The organism is Ruegeria sp. ANG-S4 (assembly GCF_000814005.1).
Classification (GTDB): domain Bacteria; phylum Pseudomonadota; class Alphaproteobacteria; order Rhodobacterales; family Rhodobacteraceae; genus Ruegeria.
The window spans coordinates 76,457-97,057 of the sequence record NZ_JWLK01000001.1; the positions used below are offsets into that span (position 1 = coordinate 76,457).

Sequence of the window (20,601 nt, forward strand, 5' to 3'; positions counted from 1 at the left end):
CGCGCGCCCGTTTTTTTGTGCCCGACTGACAGGGTAGAGAACCAGATGACAAACGACCTGATAGCCAAAGCAGCCATCGACCGGCGACTGGCCGAGATCATCACGCCCGTGATCGAGGATCTGGGCTACGAGTTGGTGCGCGTGCGCCTGATGAGCGGCAAGCAGACGACGCTGCAGATCATGGCTGACAAGCCCGATGGTGGTATTGAGGTGGATGACTGCGCCGAGATTTCAAACGCGGTCAGCGCCACGCTGGATGTTGAGGATCCCATCCTTGACGCATATACGCTCGAGGTTTCCAGCCCCGGCATCGACCGCCCTCTGACCCGTCTCAAGGATTTTGAGATGTTCGAGGGGTATGAGGCCAAGATCGAAACCGCCGAACTGATCGACGGACGTCGTCGCTTCAAGGGTGAGCTGGCCGGGATCGAAGGCGACGAGGTTCTGATCAACATCCCCGAAGGCGGCGAGACCATCACCATCGGCCTGCAATTCGATTGGCTGAGCGATGCGAAGCTGGTTCTGACTGATGATCTGATCAAGGAAATGCTGCGCCAGCGCAAAGACGCCGGTGCCCTGAACGAAAACGCTTTCGACGAGATTGAGACCGAAGGGTCCGAAGAGGAGACGAACTGATGGCAATCACCTCAGCCAACCAGCTGGAGCTGCTGCAGACCGCCGAGGCCGTGGCCCGCGAAAAGATGATCGACCCCGGTCTGGTTGTCGAAGCGATGGAGGAATCGCTCGCCCGTGCCGCCAAGAGCCGCTACGGTGCCGAGATGGACATTCGCGTGTCGATCGACCGCAAAACCGGTAAGGCGACCTTTACTCGGGTTCGTACAGTCGTCGAGGATGAAGAGCTTGAGAATTATCAGGCTGAGATGACCGTCGAGCAGGCCAAGCAATACATGGAAAACCCCGAAGTCGGTGACGTCTTTGTCGAAGAAGTACCGCCGGTTGAAATGGGCCGGATCGCGGCGCAATCCGCCAAGCAGGTGATCTTGCAGAAGGTCCGCGAAGCCGAGCGTGATCGTCAGTACGAAGAATTCAAGGATCGTGCGGGCACCATCATCAACGGTGCGGTCAAGCGCGAGGAATTTGGCAATGTCATCGTCGATCTGGGCGGGGCCGAGGCTGTTCTGCGCCGCAACGACAAGATCGGCCGCGAAAGCTATCGCCCGAATGACCGGGTGCGCGCCTATATCAAGGAAGTGCGCCGCGAAGTGCGCGGCCACCAGATCTTCCTGTCGCGCACCGCGCCGGAGTTCATGGCCGAGCTGTTCAAGATGGAAGTGCCGGAAATCTATGACGGCATCATCGAGGTCAAGGCCGTGGCCCGTGACCCCGGCTCGCGGGCCAAGATTGCCGTGATTTCGTATGATGGCTCGATCGATCCCGTCGGGGCTTGTGTTGGTATGCGCGGCAGCCGTGTGCAGGCCGTTGTAAACGAACTGCAGGGTGAAAAGATCGACATCATCCCGTGGAACGAAGACCAGCCGACCTTCCTCGTGAACGCGCTGCAGCCCGCCGAGGTTTCCAAGGTGGTTCTGGATGAAGAAGCGGGCAAGATCGAGGTTGTGGTTCCCGAGGAACAACTGTCCCTCGCCATCGGTCGTCGCGGTCAGAACGTGCGTCTGGCCAGCCAACTGACCGGTCTGGACATCGACATCATGACCGAGGCTGAGGAATCCGCGCGTCGCCAGAAGGAATTCGAGGCACGGACCCAGCTGTTCATGGAAACGCTCGATCTGGACGAGTTCTTCGCCCAGTTGCTGGTCTCGGAAGGCTTTACCAACCTCGAAGAGGTGGCCTATGTCGAGATCGAAGAACTGCTGGTCATCGACGGTGTTGACGAAGGCACCGCGCAGGAATTGCAGACCCGCGCCCGCGAGTTCCTCGAAGCCCAGGCCAAGGCTGCGTTGGATGCAGCCCGCGCGCTGGGTGCCGAGGACAGCCTTATTGAATTCGAAGGCCTGACACCCCAGATGGTAGAGGCGCTGGCCAAGGACGATGTGAAGACGCTGGAAGACTTCGCAACCTGTGCCGACTGGGAACTTGCCGGTGGCTGGACCACTGTCGACGGCGAGCGCATCAAGGATGATGGTGTTCTGGAGCCCTTCGGTGTCACGCTGGAAGAAGCGCAGGATATGGTCATGACGGCGCGCATCATGCTGGGCTGGGTTGATCCGGCCGAGCTTGAGCAAGCCGAGGAAGAAGCCGAAGTTGCTGAGGAGGCCGAGGCCTGATCTCAGGCCTCGGATGGCGCACATGGGTCGCGGTGGCGTCCATAAGGATCGGTCGGAAGGCCCCGAGCGCAAGTGCATCGCCACGGGCGAGGTTCAGCCAAAATATGGCTTGATCCGCTTTGTGACGGGGCCGGATGGCCAGGTCTTTCCGGACGTTGCGGCAAAGCTGCCGGGGCGCGGCGTCTATGTGGCGGCAGATCGCAGCGCGCTGGATATGGCGGTGAGCAAAAAGTTGTTCTCACGCGGGTTCAAGGCGCAGGTGAAGGCGACCAAAGAGCTGACCGACGAGGTCGAAAAGCAGGTGGCGCGGCGCGTGATCGAGTTGATCAGCCTCGCGCGCAAGTCCGGCGATGCGGTCGCCGGGTACGAAAAGGTCAAGTCGTGGCTGGACCGGGAAGAGGCGAGTGTGCTGATTCAGGCCTCGGACGGATCGGGGCGCGGCAAGTCGAAACTCAGCACGCCGCACTTTGGAAAATACATCGGTTGGCTGACCGCAGACGAGCTTGGGGCGGCATTTGGGCGCCAAACCGTGATTCATGCGGCCTTGGCCTCTGGCGGACTCGCCAAACGTGTTGTAGAGGAAGCGCAGCGCCTGCGTGGCTTGCGCGAAACGGATGACGGCGGCAGGGGCCGCGCGGAAGGGTAAGAAGCTTTATGAGCGAGAATGACGGCAAAAAGACATTGGGTCTTCGTGGCGGGGCGCGCCCCGGAAACGTGAAACAGAGTTTCAGCCACGGACGGACCAAGAATGTCGTGGTGGAAACCAAGCGCAAGCGCGTTGTGGTTCCCAAGCCGGGTGCCAGCAAGCCGGGTGGCAGCGCTGCGCCATCGGGTGATCCTTCGCGTCGTCCTGCGGGAATTTCCGACGCCGAAATGGCAAGACGGATGAAGGCATTGCAGGCCGCCAAGGCCCGCGAAGCCGAAGAGACCGCTGCCCGCGAGGCCGAAGAAAAAGCTCGCGAGGAAGAGCGCGCCCGCCGCCGTGCCGAGCAAGAGGCCAAGGAACGCGAACAGCGCGAAGCCGAAGAAAAAGCGCGCGCCAAAGCCGAGGAAGAAGAACGCAAGCGTCAGGAGGCAGAAGAAGCGGCCAAACGCGCGGCGTCCGCCCCGGCACCGGAAGAACCGAAAGCGGCACGTGGCCCGGCCAGCAAGCCTGCGCCTGCGGCGACACCGCGCAAACAGGATCGCGAACGCGAACAACGCGGGTCGCGCAAGGGTCGTGATGACAACCGCCGCTCGGGCAAGCTGACACTGGGTCAGGCCACCGGGGGCGAGGGCAACCGACAGCGCTCGATGGCATCCATGAAGCGCAAGCAAGAGCGTGCGCGCCAAAAGGCGATGGGTGCCCCGGTCGAACGCGAAAAGGTAATCCGCGACGTGCAGTTGCCCGAGGCGATCATGGTCTCGGAACTGGCCAACCGGATGGCGGAACGTGTCGCTGATGTGGTCAAGTCGTTGATGCAAATGGGCATGATGGTCACGCAGAATCAGACCATTGATGCCGATACCGCTGAACTGATCATCGAAGAGTTTGGCCACAAGGTCACGCGCGTATCCGACTCGGATGTCGAGGACGTCATCAAAGAGGCGGAAGACAGCGAAGACGATCTGCAGCCGCGCCCACCCGTGATCACGATCATGGGTCACGTCGACCACGGCAAAACCTCGTTGCTGGATGCGATCCGCGACGCGCGGGTTGTGGCAGGCGAGGCCGGTGGCATCACCCAGCATATCGGTGCCTATCAGGTGAAAACCGATGGCGGCACGACGCTGACGTTCCTGGATACACCGGGCCACGCGGCCTTTACCTCGATGCGGTCACGCGGGGCGCAGGTCACGGATATCGTGGTTCTTGTTGTTGCCGCCGACGATGCGGTGATGCCGCAGACGATTGAGGCGATCAACCACGCCAAGGCGGCCGGAGTGCCGATGATCGTGGCGATCAACAAGGTCGACAAGCCCGAGGCAAACCCGGACAAGGTCCGCACCGATCTCCTTCAGCACGAGGTGATCGTCGAGAAGATGTCTGGTGAAGTACAGGACGTCGAGGTTTCGGCCATGACCGGTCAGGGTCTGGACGAACTGCTGGAAGCCATCGCGCTGCAGGCCGAGATTCTGGAACTGAAAGCCAACCCCGACCGCGCCGCCCAAGGTGCCGTGATCGAGGCGCAGCTTGACGTGGGCCGTGGTCCCGTGGCCACTGTTCTGGTTCAGAACGGCACGCTGCATCAGGGTGATATCTTTGTTGTGGGTGAGCAATACGGTAAGGTCCGCGCGCTGATCAACGACAAGGGCGAGCGCGTCAAGGAAGCTGGTCCTTCGGTTCCGGTCGAGGTTCTGGGCCTGAACGGTACGCCTGAGGCCGGTGACGTTCTGAACGTCACCGAGACCGAAGCGCAGGCCCGTGAGATCGCCGCCTATCGTGAGCAAGCCGCCAAGGACAAACGCGCCGCCGCTGGTGCCGCGACCACCCTTGAGCAGCTGATGCAGAAGGCCAAGGAAGACGAGAACGTGGCCGAGCTGCCGATCCTCGTCAAAGCTGACGTGCAGGGGTCTGCCGAAGCCATCGTTCAGGCGATGGAGAAAATCGGGAACGACGAAGTGCGCGTACGTGTTCTGCACTCGGGCGTTGGCGCGATTACCGAGACGGATATCGGCCTCGCCGAAGCGTCTGGTGCGCCAGTCATGGGCTTCAACGTCCGTGCCAACGCATCGGCGCGGAACACCGCGAACCAGAAGGGTGTCGAGATCCGCTATTACTCGGTGATCTACGACCTTGTGGACGACGTGAAAGCCGCCGCATCCGGCCTGCTGAGCGCCGAGATCCGCGAGAAGTTCATCGGTTACGCTGAGATCCGCGAAGTCTTCAAGGTTACCGGCGTCGGCAAGGTTGCAGGCTGTCTGGTGACCGAAGGCGTTGCCCGCCGTTCGGCAGGCGTGCGCCTGCTGCGCGACAACGTGGTGATCCACGAAGGCACGCTGAAAACGCTCAAGCGCTTCAAGGACGAGGTGGCCGAGGTCCAGTCGGGTCAGGAATGCGGTATGGCGTTCGAGAACTACGACGATATCCGGCAGGGCGACGTGATCGAAATCTTCGAGCGTGAAGAGGTTACTCGGACGCTGGATTGATCCAGGTTTGAAGTGAAATATTTAGCGGCGACCTTTTGGGTCGCCGTTTTTTTGTCCTGCCAGAAGTTCTTCGACCCCATGGACAATCGCGGTTGGTTTAATCGGTTTCCGGCTTCAAAAGAAAATTACCGAACGTCTGCTCTGCGGGACAAAGTTGTCATCTAGCTCTTTTTGTTAAACGTCCGCAATCTGACTTCAGAAGTATCTCTCTGCGAGATAAACATCGTTGGGTTAGTAAATTTTCTTGGAGACATCACGATGGGTACAGGAGATCTGGACAAAAAATTCTGGCTAGGAATCATACTTTCAACCGCCGCGACTTTCGTTGGGGTATTTCTTGCCCTGTTCGCAAGCAACGTTAACGAAGACTGGCAGGCAACAGAAAATTTTGAAGCTCTCAGAACAATTGCAATTGACGAGTGTTACCAAACGCGGGATTTGGCGGAAAACCTTATCTTTTTTTGGGAAGATGATGGGCCGAATTTCTCGTCATCACCTGAAGAGTTTTCCTTTCTACTTCAGGGATTACCCCATCCCGGCATCTTGTATGATGCTATCGAAAAAGATTTGAATTTTGCGACGAAGCTTGAACCTGAAACGTATAGACTATTGTTGAATTCTCGACATGAAGTCGGAGGCTCGATCCATGAATACAATAGATTGGTTAGCGAAACCGCTTCAATGCTGAAATTTGCAAAATTTTCAGGTCTTTCTGGAGATGACAAGCGACGATTAGATAGCACGTTAAGTGATGTTTCTAAGCAGGCGAATGAAGTTCTAATATCCTCATCACGCAGTATCTTCTTTAGCTGCATTGCATTGGTTATCGATCAGTGCGGGGCGACAATCGAGTTTAAGAAGTTTCATGCGGCTTGGGAGGATTTCAATACTATAGATCTAGGGGACCTTGACGACCGAAAGTCATGCTCTGATATTTACTCGACAGTAAAATACGAAACTGCTGAGTGACATGTCGATCTCCGTCTCTGGACGATTTGGCCGTAGAACTGACGTTCGATCAGGTCGCAGCATTTGACGCTCTGGGCTCAAAGCGGACATTCTTGACGCCGCAGAAAATACCGTTGCTTATTTCGATCCCGCCAAAAACGTCCCCGGATGCATGATGATATCGAAATGCTGCATGCCCTATTGCAATTCGAAATTGACCGAATGCCCACCTTTGCGAAGCAATTCAGCATAGTCGCGGCTCTGGCGGATAAACTCGGGCGTGTCATTTTCGGCCACTGTGACGTGACCGACTTTGCCAGGGCGCGAAGTTCTAATTTGTTTAACGCTGCTCTCCAATTCTGATTTCGAACGAAACTCGCTAGGTATTCACCGTAGTTGTTGGAATGCAGATTTCTGCATCGAGGATTGACGCGAAGGGTACCATCTCAAGTGAATGGTTTCCCTCTTTCCCTTGCGGCGAGACATCCCGCCGAACCGGGCTGGAAGTAACCGCCCGAGTAAGAGCAGACGCATCGACAGGCGAACAAGATACAGCTTGAGGTGCTCTACTATCTTGAGAAAACCATTCAGCATACACCTCTCTGAATTCTTCAAAAAGAAGGACGTCCACCTTCGGCCTCTTACGACGAAACCAGCCTGCGGAGGGTGCGGTCTCGTTTCGATAGGCCACAACGATATCGACTTGTGGACAAATCATCGGGACACCGTCACCCCAAACGACGCCTGTCTTCAACTCACCATCAAATTGAAAGAAGTCAATCTTCGGGACGAATAAATCTTCGTCCAAATCGAAGGTGAATTCGTCTCGATTGAAATTCCACTTCCATGCGGCATCAAGGACGTGTTTGGGAAGACTCTCCGGCTTTGAAAGAACCGCATCAGAGTTCAGGAGCGCAGATACGGCCTTTTGCGCATGCTCGCGGTAGGGAAGCGTAAGTTGGTCTGCCGCGGAGAATTTTTCGTAGACCAATTGTTGCTGAGGGTCAAAAAACTGGACAGGCAGTTCATCTGACAAGGCCATCAGCTCAGTCGCGGCTTCATTCGCGAAAGCGGTCGGACGACAAAAATTCAAGCGGAGAAAGCCAATTTGACTTGGCTGAACCGGCGGATCTTCAACAGCTATTTCGTCTGATCCAGGAGGCATAAAGCTCCACTGAAAATGAACTCCGGTTTCGGAATTTTCGTACATGACATCGTCGCCAGAAGATTCGTAATTTGGACGGGTCGCAAGGAAGTCGCAGACTTGCTTGCGCATCTCGTCACCAAAATCTGACGTTAGGAATAAATCGTAGCTCAATTTCTGTCTTTCACTGTTTAGGGTTGGAACCACGGTTACTTCATAGATTTCAATGCAATGAGAGAACAGATGCGTATCATCAAAAGTAGAAGTAAATCGGATTCGACCGGTATGTGTGGTAATCAGCGAAAGCCATCGCTGGCCGCAAGACGCATTGGAATCAGATTTCGGCCTCGAATTAGGCGTTCGAGGCGTTGCCCTACAATCCAGTCTGTCTTTTTAGCATTGGTTTGCGATGCAAAGTTCGAATCTGCCGGATGCTTGGTACCCTTGACTACCGAAGCACAGGCAAAAACGTCCCCGGATGCATGATGATATCGAAATGCTGCATGCCCATTTGCAATTCGAAATTTACCGAATGCCCGCTTTTGCGAAGCAATTCGGCATAGTCACGGCTCTGGCGGATAAACTCGGGCGTGTCATTTTCGGCCACTGTGACGTGATAGCGCGGACCGGGTCGGGGCAGGTGCCGGATCGGGGACAGGTCGTTCACCTCAACCGGGGTCAGTTGCAACGGGTCATTCGCCGTCGTCAGGCTAATCGGTTCAAGATCGTAAACGCCGCTGATCAGGATCACGTCCCGCACCCGCAGTCTTGCCCGTGCCAGCGCATCGGCCGAGGTCGCCATAATCATGCTGGCCAGATGTGCGCCAGCGCTGTGCCCCGACAGCGTAACGCGGGACGGGTCGAACCCAAGGCTATGCGCGTTGGCGGAAAGCCACAAAAGGGCATTGCGGCATTCCGCGACCATATCGCCAATCCGCGCATCGGGCGCGAGCGTGTAGTTCAACGTCGCAAAAGACTGCTCGGCTTCGATCAATGCCGGAGCCATCATGGCCGATTCGCGCTGGCTCAGCGCTTGCCAATAGCCACCGTGAATAAAGACATGCAGCGGCGCACCCGCGCCCTTGGCCGGAAAGAAATCCAGAACCTGTGCCGCGCCATCGCCGTAGGAGAGGTTCTCATTCACCACCATCTTCGCGCGATGCTGTGCGCTCAGCGCGGCATAGCTGTCGATGTAGGGTGTCAGATCTCCGCCGATCATTGAACTGGGCGAATATTCCTGCTCCAGTTCTTGCTGAGAAAAACCCCGGTACAGCACGTCTACTCCTGCCCTGTGTACATCAGTTCCGTTCGCACGTCGTAGAGATCATGAAAAAAGCGCAGGTCCAAGGCCTTGCGCAGAAATGAAACACCGCTTGACCCACCCGTTCCCGGTTGGTTTCCGATCACCCTTTCGACGGCCGTGACATGGTCGAACCGCCAACGTTGGAACAACGACTCCACATCCATCAATTTTTCGGCCAACGCGTAGAGATCCCAGTGATTTTCGGGGTCGCGAAACACCTGGTACCAGATTTTCACCACGCGGGCATCGCCGGAATAGGGCTTTGTGTAGTCGCGATCCAACAGGTCCCTTGGCACGTCAAAACCCTGACGCGCCAACATATGCAGCACTTCGTCATAGAGAGATGGTTTTGTCAGGGCCGCATTGAGCATCTCCATCACGTCTTGATCATGGGCATGCACCTTCAACGTCGAAGCGTCCTTGTTGCCCAGAATGAACTCGATTTGACGGTAGCCATAGCTTTGGAAGCCGGAGGAGCTGCCCAAGGCCTGCCGAAACGTCATGTAGTCTGAAGGGGTCATTGTCAGCAGGGTTTCCCATGCCGCAATCAGTTGCCGTTGAATTGCTTTTACCCGATCGAGGTTCTTCATCGCCGGCCCGAACTGGTCCTGCTGAAGGAAACGGCGCACTTCGACCAATTGGTGGTGCATCAGTTTCAGCCACAACTCGCTGACCTGATGAATGATGATGAACAGCATTTCGTCCGGTTGTGCCGGATCCTGAAAGGTCTTTTGGAGGTTCAGCAGGGTTTTTAGTTGCAGGAAGTCGCCATAGCTTTTCCGATGGGTTCGCGCGAAGTCTGTGACCAGCGTGTCCTCGACCCCGCGCTCAAGATAACGATCATCCTTATCGCCCATTTGCTCCTCCAAACGCTCAAGTCCCCCTTGTTTAGGGTTTGAACTCGCCAAGCGCCAGAGGATCAGGTCCAGTCCAGAACCACCTTGCCCGACCGGCCTGATTTCATCGCGGCAAACCCTTCGGCGAAATCATCCACGCCAAAGTGGTGCGTGATCACCCGGCTGACGTCCAATCCGTTTTGTAACATGGCGATCATCTTGTACCATGTCTCGAACATCTCGCGCCCGTAGACGCCCTTGATTGTTATGGCCTTGAACACGATGCGCGACCAGTCGACCGGAGATTTTCCCGGCGGTATGCCCAACAGCGCGATCTTGCCGCCCATCACAAGCGCCTCGACCATCTGGTCCAGTGCAATCTGCGAGCCGGACATTTCCAGCCCTACGTCAAAGCCCTCTTTCATACCAAGTTCTGAAATGACGTCCTGCAGATCCTCTTTCGACACATCGACGGTGCGGATGGTCGGAACCACATGCTCGGCCAGTTGCAGCCGGTCGGGGTTGATGTCCGTAATGACCACATTCCGCGCACCGGCATGTCTTGCAACTGCGGCGGCCATGATGCCGATGGGACCTGCGCCAGTGATCAAGACATCCTCGCCCAGCAGATCAAAGCTGAGCGCCGTGTGAACGGCATTTCCAAGCGGGTCGAGGATCGCGCCGATTTCATCCGGAACATCCTCGGGCAAGGGAACCACGTTGAAGGCGGGCAGTTTCAGGTATTGCGCAAAGGCCCCCTGTTCATTCACGCCGATTCCCCGAGTGCCGGGATCAAGGTGGAACTTGCCTGCGCGGCTTTGACGGCTGTCGGTCGTGATCAGATGGCCCTCGCCCGAGCAGCGTTGACCGATTTCAAGGCCGGTGACGTTGCGACCCATCTCGACAATCTCGCCCGCGAATTCGTGACCCGTAATCATCGGGATCGGCACGGTTGCCGCGGCCCAGTCGTCCCAGTTCCAGATATGGATGTCGGTTCCGCAGATACCGGTTTTATTCACCCGGATCAGAACCTCTTCCGGTCCGATTTCGGGCACTGGCGCCTGCACCATCCAAAGCCCTTCCTCGGGCTTTGATTTCTCCAAAGCTTTCATCGTATTGGGCCGCATCAGATCACTCCCAACTCTTTGCCAACCTTGCCGAAGGCCGCCAAGGCGCGATCCAGTTCATCTTTTGTCAGGGCCGCATTCATCTGCGTTCTGATCCTGGCTTGGCCGCGCGGGACAACCGGGAAGAAGAAGCCGGTGACAAAGACGCCTTCCTCGAACAGTCGCGATGCCATCTGTTGCGCCAGCGTCGCCTCGCCCAGCATGACGGGGACGATGGGATGTTCCCCGGGCAGAAGATCAAAGCCGAGCTTTTCCAACCCGGCGCGCCAGTACTTGGTATTGCCGAACAGTTGCGCCCGCAGCATGTCGCCGTCTTCGACCAGTCGGATGGATTCGAGCCCGGCCGCGACAATGGATGGGGGCAGCGAGTTCGAGAACAAGTATGGACGTGCGCGCTGCCGCAACAGGTCGATCACAGGCTGCGGTCCGGCAATATAGCCGCCGATTGCCCCGCCAAGGGCTTTGCCCAGCGTTCCTGTCAGGATGTCTACATCAACGTCGAAGTGATCAGGCGTTCCGGCCCCGTTTGGCCCCATGAACCCGGTGGCGTGGCAATCATCGACCATCACGATTGCGTCGTACTTGTCTGCCAGTTCGCGGATCTCGGGAAGGTTCGCCAGGTATCCGTCCATTGAGAACACGCCATCCGTGGCGATCATGATATGCCGAGCGCCATCCGCCCGCGCCTGTTGCAATCGGGCTTCCAGATCGGCCAAGTCGTTGTTCTGATAGCGATAGCGCTTCGCCTTGCACAGCCGGACACCATCGATGATCGAGGCATGATTCAAACTGTCCGAGACGATGGCGTCCTCGGGCCCCAGAAGGGGTTCGAACAGGCCGCCATTGGCATCGAAACACGCGGCGAACAGGATCGCGTCATCCTTGTTCAGAAATTCTGCCAGCTTCTGTTCCAACTCTCGGTGAATGTCCTGTGTTCCGCAAATGAACCGGACCGAGGCCATACCGTACCCTTTAGGGTCCATCGCGCCCTTGGCGGCGTCGATCAGCGCGGGATGATCAGCGAGACCCAGATAGTTGTTGGCGCACAGATTGATCACCTGTTTGTCGCCAACTGTAATCTCACCGCCCTGCGGCGAGGTGATCATGCGCTCGCGTTTATACAGACCTTCGGATTCGATCTGGGCGAGGGTATCGGTTACGTGGGACAGGAATGCGTCTGCCATGGCGGTCTCCGTTTCAGCGAGTCGCGTATCTAACATAACGGATGTAGTTCCCAAATGGGGGAATTACAATATAAAAGACAAAAATCCGTAAAGATGGATTTTGATCAGAGTCAGGCGTTCTTGACGATCAGGAACACGCGGGCTGGTCCGTCCGCGACAATCGAATGCACCACATCCGCCGCGTAGCGGGCGGTGTCGCCCTTTTGCAGGTCGCGCGACGCTGCACCGGAAGTAACACGGATTGCGCCTTCAAGCACGGTCAGCTGTTCGCGAGCGCCACGGGCATGGGGTTGGCTGGTCAGGCTGCCATCGGCATCAAAATCGATATCATAAACCTCGTGTCCGCCAGCCTCTTCCGGAGGCGACAGGATGCGGATACGACAGTTTTGGCCCATATTGTCGATGCTGGGCACTTCGGCTTTGCGCAGCACTTCCACCTGATCCGATGTGTTCGCCTCTTCCAGAAGACCGGCAAAATCCACCTGCAAAGCACGGGTCAGATTCCAAAGGGTCGAGATCGTCGGGCTGGATTCACCCCGTTCGATCTGGCTGACCATCGAGCGGGACACACCGCTGAGATTGGCCACCGCCTCAAGCGACAGTCCCTTGGCCCGTCGCGCCTCTTTCAAGCGGGCGGGCAGGCGTGTCAGGATATCGTCTGTTTTGTCCGTCATCACGGAATTTGATGGGCCCTGAGCAGGCTTTTGTCAATCGCACCTGTGACGGGACGTCCCAGGGGACAGGTCCGCCCGGCGGGTGCATACTGTGGCCAAATTCAGGAGGAACACGCCCATGAGTGAGATCGTAATTCTGGACGGCGCCCGCACCGCAATCGGCACGTTTGGCGGCGCACTGGCATCAACCGCACCGATTGATCTGGCGACCGTGGCCACCGAAGCCGCGCTGGAGCGGTCTGGGGTCGAGGGCGCACAGATAGGCCATGTGGTCTTTGGTCACGTGATCAACACCGAGCCGCGCGACATGTACCTGTCGCGCGTTGCGGCGATGCAGGCAGGTATCCCGAACGGAACGCCCGCGATGAACGTGAATCGGCTTTGCGGCTCCGGGGCGCAGGCGATTGTTTCCGCGGTTCAGTCTCTGATGCTGGGGGATGCGGATTTCGCCGTCGCGGGTGGCGCGGAAAGCATGTCGCGCAGCCCCTACATTGTACCGCAGGCCCGGTGGGGCGCGAAGATGGGCGATGTCACGTCCTTGGACATGATGCTGGGCGCCCTGAACTGCCCCTTTGGAACAGGGCATATGGGGGTGACGGCCGAGAATGTAGCCGACGAACACCAGATCAGTCGCGAGCAGATGGACGGCTTTGCGATGGCCAGCCAGACCCGCGCGGCTGCGGCCATCGAATCGGGTTTTTTCGACAGTCAGATCACGCCGGTTCAGATCAAAGTGAAACGCGAGATGGTGGACTTTAAGGTCGACGAACACCCCAAGGCAACGACGACCGAAGCGCTGGCGGGTTTGCGACCGGTCTTCAAGAAAGACGGTCGGGTCACGGCGGGCAATGCCTCGGGCATCAATGACGGGGCGGCGGCGATGGTTCTGGCAACAGCGGATGCGGCAGAGAAGGCCGGGCTTAAGCCCAAGGCGCGCATACTTGGGTATGCCCATGCCGGTGTCAGGCCCGAAGTCATGGGAATCGGTCCGGTGCCTGTAGTGCGAAACCTGATGGACAGGACCGGCTTGGCGGTAAGTGACTTCGATGTGATCGAAAGCAATGAAGCTTTTGCCGCGCAGGCGCTGGCGGTGAACCAGGAACTGGGGCTGGATGCGTCGAAGGTGAACCCAAACGGTGGCGCAATTGCCCTGGGGCATCCGGTCGGGGCAACCGGGGCGATCATAACGCTGAAGGCGCTTTATGAACTGGAACGCACAGGCGGGACCAAAGGCCTGATCACCATGTGTATCGGTGGCGGCCAGGGAATCGCCATCGCCATCGAACGGCTTTGATCCGAGAGACAGAAGGGGGGGCTGTCTGCCCCCCATCGCGCAGCAGGCGCGATTCCCCCCGAGGATATTTATGGCCAGATGAAGGGGCGGATCGGCGTCAGCTGAGCGCGTTGATCAGCAGAACCAATGCTGCGCCTGCCGCGGCACCGAGTGTGGCCGGCAAGACAGCGGACCATAGCGGCGATTTCTGCGGGTCGTCCTTTTGTGTCTGTGCTATCAGCGCGTTTTCGACCAGCCCCGGAAGGCGCGGACCGAACCGGGCCAGAACCAGCGCGGTTTTGCCCAGATCGCGCAATGCCGCGCGGGGACCAATGGATTGTTTGATGTAATCCTCGACCACAGGGCGCGCGACCTCCCATATGTTCATATGCGGGTCCAACGAACGCGCCACCCCTTCGACCACGACCATGGTGCGTTGCAACAGGATCAGCTCGGTCCGGGTTTCCATGCCGAACCGTTCGGTGACTTCGAACAGGTAATTCAGCAGGCGACCCATCGAGATATGCGAAGCATCCATGCCAAAAATCGGCTCGCCCACGGCACGCAGCGCGCGGGCGAATTCATCGACATCCCGATCGGCGGGGACGTATCCGGCCTCGAAGTGAACTTCGGCCACACGCTTGTAGTCGCGACGAATGAAGCCGAAGAGGATCTCGGCATAGACCCGGCGGGTGTATTCGTCGATATGGCCCATGATGCCGTAATCATAGGCGATGATGTCTCCGTTCGCGGCGACCTTGAGGTTGCCTTGATGCATGTCTGCGTGAAAGTAGCCGTCCCGAAGGGCGTGCAAAAGGAACATGCGCAGGACGCGTTCGGCCAGATCGCGGCGGTTATGGCCCGCAGAATCCAGCGCGTCGTTGTCCCCCAGCGGTATTCCGTCGGCCCAACTGAGGGTCATCACGCGGCGGGCGGACAGCGACCAGACAACGGGCGGCAACCAGAACCCGGCGTCGTTCTTGGTATTGGCTGCATATTCGGATGCCGCAGCACTTTCCAACCGCAAATCCAGCTCGCCGCGGACCACCCCGTCGAAGTGTTCGATCACTTCCATGGGGCGCAACCGACGCGCACCGGGGGCGCACAGCTGAACAATTCGGGCGGCGAAATAGAAGGCATCGACATCTTTGCGAAAGGCGCGTTCGATACCCGGGCGCAGGACTTTGACGGCAACATCCTCTCCGGTGCTGACGAGTTTGGCCTTGTGGACCTGTGCGATAGAGGCAGCCGCAATCGGATCGCTGAATTCACTGAAAATCTCGGCCACCGGCTGGCCGAGTTCCTTTTCGACTTCCGCGAGCGCCTCGTCCTGCGAAAAGGGTGGCAGTTTGTCTTGCAGGACACGCAGCTGCTCGGCCAGTTCGTTGCCGACCACGTCCGGACGTGTCGACAACACTTGGCCAAATTTGATGTAAGCTGGGCCGAGCGCCGTCAGCGCGCGGGTTGCGGGCGGCATGTCGGGGTCGCCTTTGTACCCGAGCCATTGGAATGGTTTGCCCAGCGCGTGCGCAACAATCCTCAGAGTGCGGGGGGCTTCGAAGGCGTCCAGCACCACGCTCATTGCGCCGGTGCGTTCCAGCGTGGCGCCTGTACGGATCAGGCGGATGATGTTGTGCGGGCCGCGCATCTAGATTTTCCAGCCGGAATGCAGCGCGGCGATGCCCATGCTCAGGTTGCGGTACTTGGCATTCTCAAAGCCAGCGGTGCGCACCATGCCCAGAAATGTCTCCTGATCGGGGAACTTGCGGATCGATTCCACCAGGTATTGATAGCTGTCGTGATCATTGGCGATCAGCTTGCCCATCCGGGGGATCACGTTGAAGCTGTAGAGGTCATAAAGCTTTTGCAGCCCGTCATTGGGCAACTGGCTGAATTCCAGCACCATAAGGCGGCCGCCGGGTTTCAGAACGCGGAACGCCTCGCTCAGAGCGTCCTGTGGGCGGGTGACGTTCCGGATGCCGAACGAGATCGTGTAGACGTCGAAACTGTTATCCTCGAAGGGCAGGGCCATCGCGTCGCCGACCAACCAGTTCAGGCTGTCAGCCATCTGCGCGGCCTCGGCACGTTGGCGGCCTTCGATCAGCATCGGCTCGGTCAGGTCAAGAACGGTCGCATGGCCGTGGCCCGCGCGTTTGAGGAAGCGGAAAGAAATGTCTCCGGTACCACCCGCCACATCCAGTAGCCGCTGACCGGGACGCGGGGCCAGCCAATCCATCATCGCGTCTTTCCACAGGCGGTGGATGCCCATCGACATGACATCATTCATCACGTCATACTTCGATGCGACCGAGTTGAACACGCCCTGTACGCGCCCGGCTTTTTCGGCCTCGGGGACGGTTTCAAACCCGAAATGAGTGGTCTTGTCGCTGCTGTCGGACATTTGCCTTGCCGTTTGTCGAATTTCGTCTCTGTTATAGGGCCATAAGAGGCGGGCACAATGCGGCCCATTGGAATAGGAGCCATCTAATGCCCGAATTGCCCGAGGTCGAGACAGTAAGACGCGGCCTCGCCCCAGCGATGGAGGGGGTTACGATCGCGCAGGCCGATGTAAATCGCCCCGATCTGCGCTGGCCCTTTCCTGACCGAATGGCGCAAAGGCTGATGGGACAGCGCGTGGACAGGTTGCGGCGGCGGTCAAAATACATTCTGGCGGATCTGAGCAGCGGTGAGACGCTGCTGATCCATCTCGGCATGTCCGGGCGCATGACGGTGTCGGGCGATCCTTTGGGGCATTTTCTGCACGACCATCCAATGCCCGAGAAACATGATCACGTCGTTTTTCATATGGCCAACGGTGCGCGCATCACTTTCAACGATCCGCGCCGGTTCGGGGCGATGGATCTGTTGCCGACCGCGACGGCCGAGGACCACAAGCTGTTGTCGGTGCTGGGGCCAGAGCCGTTGGGCAACGATTTTCACGAACAGCACCTGATCGATGCCTTCAAGGGCAAGAACACGCCGGTGAAATCCGCGCTGCTGGATCAGGGAATCGTTGCCGGATTAGGCAATATCTACGTCTGCGAGGCGCTTTTTCGCGGTCGAGTGTCGCCACGTCGCAAAGCTGGACAGATTTCTGCGCCCCGGGTTGCGGCGCTGGTGCCGATCATCCGGCAGGTGCTGCAAGAAGCCATAGACGCTGGCGGATCATCCCTGCGCGATTTTCGCCAAGCCGATGGAGAACTTGGATATTTTCAGCATAACTTTGATGTTTATGGCCGCGAAGGTGACCCCTGTCGCACCGCCGGATGCGCCGCGCCGATCAAGAGAATCACCCAGTCCGGTCGCTCATCCTTCTACTGTGCGCAATGCCAAAGATAACTTGATCCAGCGAAATCGCGTGATAAGGAATCGTATCTGAACGGAACAACCGGAAGCTTACACCTCATGGCTTTTGAGACGATCATCGTCGAAATCGAAGACCACGTCGCCCTAATCAAACTCGACAGACCCGATGCTTTGAACGCACTGAACACCCAGTTGCTGGATGAGCTGTGTGCTGCGCTGGAGGAGGCGGACAGAAACGACAAGGTGCGCTGCATCGTCATCACAGGCTCGGACAAGGCGTTTGCCGCGGGCGCGGATATCAAAGAGATGTCCGGCATGAGCTATGTCGACGTGTTCAATGTGAACCTCTTTGCGGATGCGAATGACCGGATCACAAGCATACGCAAACCGATCATAGCGGCGGTTGCAGGCTATGCGCTGGGCGGCGGTTGCGAACTGGCGATGGCATGCGATTTCATCATTGCGGCAGACAATGCAAAGTTCGGTCAGCCTGAAATCAACCTTGGCGTCATCGCGGGCCTTGGCGGCACACAACGCCTGACGCGCTTTGTCGGCAAATCGAAATCGATGGATATGAATCTGACAGGCCGCTTCATGGATGCCGAAGAGGCCGAACGTGCCGGTCTGGTCAGCCGGGTTGTTCCGGCCAAAAAACTGATCGAAGAAGCGACCGGCATCGCCCAGAAGATAGCCGAGAAGTCTCTGGTAACGGCGATTGCGGCCAAAGAGGCGGTAAACCGCAGCTATGAGCTGCCGCTGAGTGAAGGCATGCTGTTCGAACGGCGGGTATTTCATTCGATGTTCGCGACAGAAGACCAGAAAGAGGGCATGGCAGCGTTTCTTGAAAAACGTGCGGCCCAATTCCGCGACAAGTAGCTTCCGGCGGAGCGACTTGAAACGGGCGGGCCAGCGGCCCGCCTTTTTTGTTGAAAGTTGGGGAAAAGAATCAGCTTGGCAATACTGTGAAACTTGGCTATTGACCGCCGTCATACATGCGCGTGCGGCCCGCTTGGCCCGACTCACACTCGTGATCGATGACCCGGTGCGGAATTTTCCGTGACGCGCAAACTTGGAAAACCGTACCGAACAAAGGTCAAAGACACATGGCAAATTCGCCCCAGGCAAAGAAACGCGCCCGTCAGAACGAAAAGCGTTTCGCCGTAAATAAAGCGCGTCGTTCGCGTATCCGCACCTATCTGCGCAAAGTTGAAGAAGCAATCGAATCCGGTGACAAGGAAGCTGCGGCAGCGGCACTGCGCGCGGCACAGCCTGAACTGATGCGCGGCGTGACCAAAGGCGTCTTTCACAAGAACACCGCGTCCCGCAAAATGTCGCGCCTGTCTGCCCGCGTCAACGCGCTGGGTTAATGGCTGTATTGACCTAGGGTCACGTCAGTATTGCTGATACAGTTTGAAAGGCGTCGCGGGTTGCGACGCCTTTCGTGCTGTTGCCAGAATACCGCGCCTTCACAAATCTGAGAGATTCTTTCCGTCCGAACCCCGAGTCAATATCAGAGTTTCATTGCCGCGACCCGTACCCTCTTGCTACCACTGATACAGCGATTCACTCGCTTGGGGGGACAGGCTGCTCCGGCGATCGACCTGACGGGCATCAGGACGATCAATGGGGCGAATGTTCGAAAACCGGCCTCGGTCGGACGGACGATCTGCTGCGGATCTCGGTGTTGCCAAAGATCCTGGCCCTGTCGAAAATTTGAGGTGTGATGCGCCACCCGGAAACCGGGTGCGGCTCCGATATGGGGTTGGCTGAAATAATGGCCGCACTGATCATCGAATTGACTACCCGCCAAACCGTTTCGGTTTGGCGCAGCGGTAGCCTTGTGCGTGAACGCAATAAACCGGGAAACCGGTCCATAGTAATAAGGCCGACAGGCCAATAAAGAATGGGATGCGTGAGGCGCCGTATGACACAAGAGAAATGGGGGCAGCTGCGTAGCAAGTTGCTCAAGGCCGTTGGTCGGAACAATTTCACCACCTGGATCGAACCGCTCGAGTTTCAGGAGTTGCAAGATGGTGTGGCCATCTTTTCCGTGCCGACCAATTTTATGGGCAATTATGTCAGCCAGAATTTCGCCGACCTGATTCTGTATGAATTGAATACGTCGGGCGAAACCGTTCAAAGGCTTGCATTTCAAACGGCCGCCAATTCTTCGACCCGTCCGGTGCAAACAACAGACACTCAGCCCAAAGCAGAAGCGCCGGTCGCCGCCCCCATCGCCGGTCCGTCCGGCGAGGCCTTGGAAGCCTTGCAGGCCGCGCCGCTGGACGCGCGCTTTACTTTCGACAGTTTTGTTGTTGGCAAGCCGAACGAACTGGCCCACGCCGCCGCGCGTCGCGTGTCCGAGGGCGGGCCGGTTACGTTCAATCCGCTGGTTTTGTACGGTGGCGTAGGCCTTGGTAAAACGCACCTGATGCATGCAATCGCGTGGGAGCTGAAAACCCGCCATCCCGAACTCAACGTGCTGTATCTGTCCGCTGAACAGTTCATGTACCGGTTTGTTCAGGCACTGCGTGAACGTCGGATGATGGATTTCAAGCATCTGTTCCGCTCGGTCGATGTGCTGATGGTCGATGACGTGCAGTTTATTGCCGGCAAGGATTCGACGCAGGAAGAGTTTTTTCACACGTTCAACGCGCTGGTGGACCAGAACAAGCAGATCATCATCTCGGCCGACCGCGCGCCGGGTGAGATCAAGGATCTTGAGGATCGTGTGAAGTCCCGTCTGCAATGCGGGCTGGTTGTCGACCTGCACCCCACCGATTATGAATTGCGGCTGGGCATTTTGCAGAACAAGGTGCAGCAATACAGCAGCACCTATCCTGATCTGACCATCTCGGACGGGGTGCTGGAGTTTCTGGCGCACCGGATTTCGACCAATGTGCGTGTGCTTGAGGGGGCTTTGACCCGTCTCTTCGCCTTCGCCTCGCTGGTGGGGCGTGAGATTGACATGGAGCTGACTCAGGATTGTCTGGCAGATGTTCTGCGCGCGTCCGAGCGCAAAATCACCGTCGAGGAGATTCAGCGCAAAGTATCCGAGTACTACAACATTCGCATGTCGGACATTATCGGACCGAAACGTTTGCGGTCTTATGCACGGCCCCGCCAGGTCGCAATGTACCTGTGCAAACAATTGACCAGCCGGTCCCTTCCGGAAATCGGGCGTCGGTTTGGGGGCCGGGATCACACCACGGTCATGCACGGCGTCAAGCGCATTGAAGAGCTGAAGCTGACCGATGGGCAGATTGCCGAAGACGTCGAAATGCTGCGTCGATCGCTCGAAGCCTGAGACCTTACAGAATTTCAGAAAGCGCCCCGGAGACTTTCGTCCGGGGCGTTTTCTTGTGAGGTATTGTCCACGGTCAAACCTGAACTGTGCTTCGCTGGGCACGGCCCCCTTGACGGTTTGGGTA

General features: G+C 57.8%; 18 protein-coding genes. 10 read left to right on the top strand and 8 right to left on the bottom strand.

The window, feature by feature from the left end:
• The first annotated feature begins 45 nt into the window (after positions 1 to 45).
• The 5 genes from rimP to RA28_RS00450 all read left to right on the top strand — a co-directional run bounded on the left by rimP (position 46) and on the right by RA28_RS00450 (position 6,344).
• Complete coding sequence (gene rimP, locus RA28_RS00430) at positions 46 to 636, top strand: ribosome maturation factor RimP (protein WP_039522483.1); 591 nt, start codon at positions 46 to 48, stop codon at positions 634 to 636.
• Entirely contained in the window at positions 636 to 2,246 is a 1,611-nt protein-coding gene (nusA, locus tag RA28_RS00435) for a transcription termination factor NusA (protein WP_039522486.1), read from the top strand. The genes rimP and nusA overlap by 1 nt, the downstream gene beginning before the upstream one ends.
• Before the next feature lie 22 nt (positions 2,247 to 2,268).
• Positions 2,269 to 2,892 (top strand): RNA-binding protein, encoded by a 624-nt coding sequence (locus RA28_RS00440; protein ID WP_039525398.1) that lies wholly within the window; start codon positions 2,269 to 2,271, stop codon positions 2,890 to 2,892.
• 8 nt (positions 2,893 to 2,900) lie between these two features.
• A complete protein-coding gene (gene infB, locus RA28_RS00445) occupies positions 2,901 to 5,375 on the top strand; it encodes a translation initiation factor IF-2 (protein WP_039522489.1) in 2,475 nt (824 codons plus the stop codon).
• Positions 5,376 to 5,633: 258 nt separating this feature from the next.
• Positions 5,634 to 6,344 (top strand): hypothetical protein, encoded by a 711-nt coding sequence (locus tag RA28_RS00450; protein WP_039522493.1) that lies wholly within the window; start codon positions 5,634 to 5,636, stop codon positions 6,342 to 6,344.
• A gap of 358 nt (positions 6,345 to 6,702) precedes the next feature.
• Here the strand turns inward: RA28_RS00450 and RA28_RS00460 are convergent, their stop codons facing one another.
• The 6 genes from RA28_RS00460 to RA28_RS00485 all read right to left on the bottom strand — a co-directional run bounded on the left by RA28_RS00460 (position 6,703) and on the right by RA28_RS00485 (position 12,591).
• Positions 6,703 to 7,641 carry a hypothetical protein gene (locus tag RA28_RS00460; RefSeq protein WP_152611975.1) on the bottom strand — a complete coding sequence of 313 codons (939 nt, stop codon included), beginning with the start codon at positions 7,639 to 7,641 and terminating at the stop codon, positions 6,703 to 6,705.
• Between the two features lie 274 nt (positions 7,642 to 7,915).
• On the bottom strand, positions 7,916 to 8,743 hold the full coding sequence (locus RA28_RS00465; RefSeq protein WP_039522502.1) for an alpha/beta hydrolase: 828 nt from the start codon (positions 8,741 to 8,743) through the stop codon (positions 7,916 to 7,918).
• Between the two features lie 2 nt (positions 8,744 to 8,745).
• Positions 8,746 to 9,627 (bottom strand): tryptophan 2,3-dioxygenase, encoded by an 882-nt coding sequence (locus tag RA28_RS00470; RefSeq protein ID WP_039522503.1) that lies wholly within the window; start codon positions 9,625 to 9,627, stop codon positions 8,746 to 8,748.
• Between the two features lie 62 nt (positions 9,628 to 9,689).
• Positions 9,690 to 10,718 (bottom strand): L-threonine 3-dehydrogenase, encoded by a 1,029-nt coding sequence (gene tdh, locus RA28_RS00475; protein WP_039525401.1) that lies wholly within the window; start codon positions 10,716 to 10,718, stop codon positions 9,690 to 9,692.
• A 14-nt stretch (positions 10,719 to 10,732) separates the two neighbouring features.
• Positions 10,733 to 11,917, bottom strand: a complete 1,185-nt coding sequence (locus RA28_RS00480; RefSeq protein ID WP_039525403.1) for a glycine C-acetyltransferase — start codon at positions 11,915 to 11,917, stop codon at positions 10,733 to 10,735.
• A 110-nt stretch (positions 11,918 to 12,027) separates the two neighbouring features.
• On the bottom strand, positions 12,028 to 12,591 hold the full coding sequence (locus tag RA28_RS00485) for a helix-turn-helix domain-containing protein (protein WP_039522505.1): 564 nt from the start codon (positions 12,589 to 12,591) through the stop codon (positions 12,028 to 12,030).
• Positions 12,592 to 12,709: 118 nt separating this feature from the next.
• Here RA28_RS00485 and RA28_RS00490 point away from each other — a divergent pair, with 118 nt between their 5' ends.
• Positions 12,710 to 13,885 (top strand): acetyl-CoA C-acyltransferase family protein, encoded by a 1,176-nt coding sequence (locus RA28_RS00490; RefSeq protein ID WP_039522508.1) that lies wholly within the window; start codon positions 12,710 to 12,712, stop codon positions 13,883 to 13,885.
• A gap of 97 nt (positions 13,886 to 13,982) precedes the next feature.
• Here the strand turns inward: RA28_RS00490 and ubiB are convergent, their stop codons facing one another.
• Together ubiB and ubiE are read right to left on the bottom strand one after the other, a co-directional pair.
• Complete coding sequence (ubiB, locus tag RA28_RS00495) at positions 13,983 to 15,512, bottom strand: 2-polyprenylphenol 6-hydroxylase (RefSeq protein WP_039522511.1); 1,530 nt, start codon at positions 15,510 to 15,512, stop codon at positions 13,983 to 13,985.
• Positions 15,513 to 16,265: a bifunctional demethylmenaquinone methyltransferase/2-methoxy-6-polyprenyl-1,4-benzoquinol methylase UbiE gene (gene ubiE / locus RA28_RS00500; protein WP_039522513.1), complete on the bottom strand. Its 753-nt coding sequence runs from the start codon at positions 16,263 to 16,265 to the stop codon at positions 15,513 to 15,515.
• A gap of 86 nt (positions 16,266 to 16,351) precedes the next feature.
• Between ubiE and mutM the strand changes: the two genes are divergently transcribed.
• From mutM to dnaA, 4 genes are all read left to right on the top strand, one after another.
• The gene (gene mutM, locus RA28_RS00505) at positions 16,352 to 17,203 is read left to right on the top strand and encodes a bifunctional DNA-formamidopyrimidine glycosylase/DNA-(apurinic or apyrimidinic site) lyase (RefSeq protein WP_039522516.1); all 852 of its coding nucleotides are present in this window, start codon (positions 16,352 to 16,354) and stop codon (positions 17,201 to 17,203) included.
• Positions 17,204 to 17,269: 66 nt separating this feature from the next.
• On the top strand, positions 17,270 to 18,046 hold the full coding sequence (locus RA28_RS00510; RefSeq protein ID WP_039522519.1) for an enoyl-CoA hydratase: 777 nt from the start codon (positions 17,270 to 17,272) through the stop codon (positions 18,044 to 18,046).
• A 227-nt stretch (positions 18,047 to 18,273) separates the two neighbouring features.
• Complete coding sequence (gene rpsT / locus RA28_RS00515; protein ID WP_039522521.1) at positions 18,274 to 18,537, top strand: 30S ribosomal protein S20; 264 nt, start codon at positions 18,274 to 18,276, stop codon at positions 18,535 to 18,537.
• A gap of 557 nt (positions 18,538 to 19,094) precedes the next feature.
• Positions 19,095 to 20,477: a chromosomal replication initiator protein DnaA gene (gene dnaA, locus RA28_RS00525; protein WP_039522526.1), complete on the top strand. Its 1,383-nt coding sequence runs from the start codon at positions 19,095 to 19,097 to the stop codon at positions 20,475 to 20,477.
• Positions 20,478 to 20,601 lie beyond the last annotated feature (124 nt).

Excerpts from the sequence above, each read along its gene's own strand:
- rimP (WP_039522483.1), top strand. The coding sequence starts at position 46 with ATGACAAACGACCTGATAGCCAAAGCAGCCATCGACCGGCGACTGGCC.
- nusA (WP_039522486.1), top strand. The coding sequence starts at position 636 with ATGGCAATCACCTCAGCCAACCAGCTGGAGCTGCTGCAGACCGCCGAG.
- RA28_RS00440 (WP_039525398.1), top strand. The coding sequence starts at position 2,269 with ATGGGTCGCGGTGGCGTCCATAAGGATCGGTCGGAAGGCCCCGAGCGC.
- infB (WP_039522489.1), top strand. The coding sequence starts at position 2,901 with ATGAGCGAGAATGACGGCAAAAAGACATTGGGTCTTCGTGGCGGGGCG.
- RA28_RS00450 (WP_039522493.1), top strand. The coding sequence starts at position 5,634 with ATGGGTACAGGAGATCTGGACAAAAAATTCTGGCTAGGAATCATACTT.
- RA28_RS00470 (WP_039522503.1), bottom strand. The coding sequence starts at position 9,627 with ATGGGCGATAAGGATGATCGTTATCTTGAGCGCGGGGTCGAGGACACG.
- tdh (WP_039525401.1), bottom strand. The coding sequence starts at position 10,718 with ATGAAAGCTTTGGAGAAATCAAAGCCCGAGGAAGGGCTTTGGATGGTG.
- RA28_RS00480 (WP_039525403.1), bottom strand. The coding sequence starts at position 11,917 with ATGGCAGACGCATTCCTGTCCCACGTAACCGATACCCTCGCCCAGATC.
- RA28_RS00485 (WP_039522505.1), bottom strand. The coding sequence starts at position 12,591 with ATGACGGACAAAACAGACGATATCCTGACACGCCTGCCCGCCCGCTTG.
- RA28_RS00490 (WP_039522508.1), top strand. The coding sequence starts at position 12,710 with ATGAGTGAGATCGTAATTCTGGACGGCGCCCGCACCGCAATCGGCACG.
- ubiB (WP_039522511.1), bottom strand. The coding sequence starts at position 15,512 with ATGCGCGGCCCGCACAACATCATCCGCCTGATCCGTACAGGCGCCACG.
- ubiE (WP_039522513.1), bottom strand. The coding sequence starts at position 16,265 with ATGTCCGACAGCAGCGACAAGACCACTCATTTCGGGTTTGAAACCGTC.
- mutM (WP_039522516.1), top strand. The coding sequence starts at position 16,352 with ATGCCCGAATTGCCCGAGGTCGAGACAGTAAGACGCGGCCTCGCCCCA.
- RA28_RS00510 (WP_039522519.1), top strand. The coding sequence starts at position 17,270 with ATGGCTTTTGAGACGATCATCGTCGAAATCGAAGACCACGTCGCCCTA.
- rpsT (WP_039522521.1), top strand. The coding sequence starts at position 18,274 with ATGGCAAATTCGCCCCAGGCAAAGAAACGCGCCCGTCAGAACGAAAAG.
- dnaA (WP_039522526.1), top strand. The coding sequence starts at position 19,095 with ATGACACAAGAGAAATGGGGGCAGCTGCGTAGCAAGTTGCTCAAGGCC.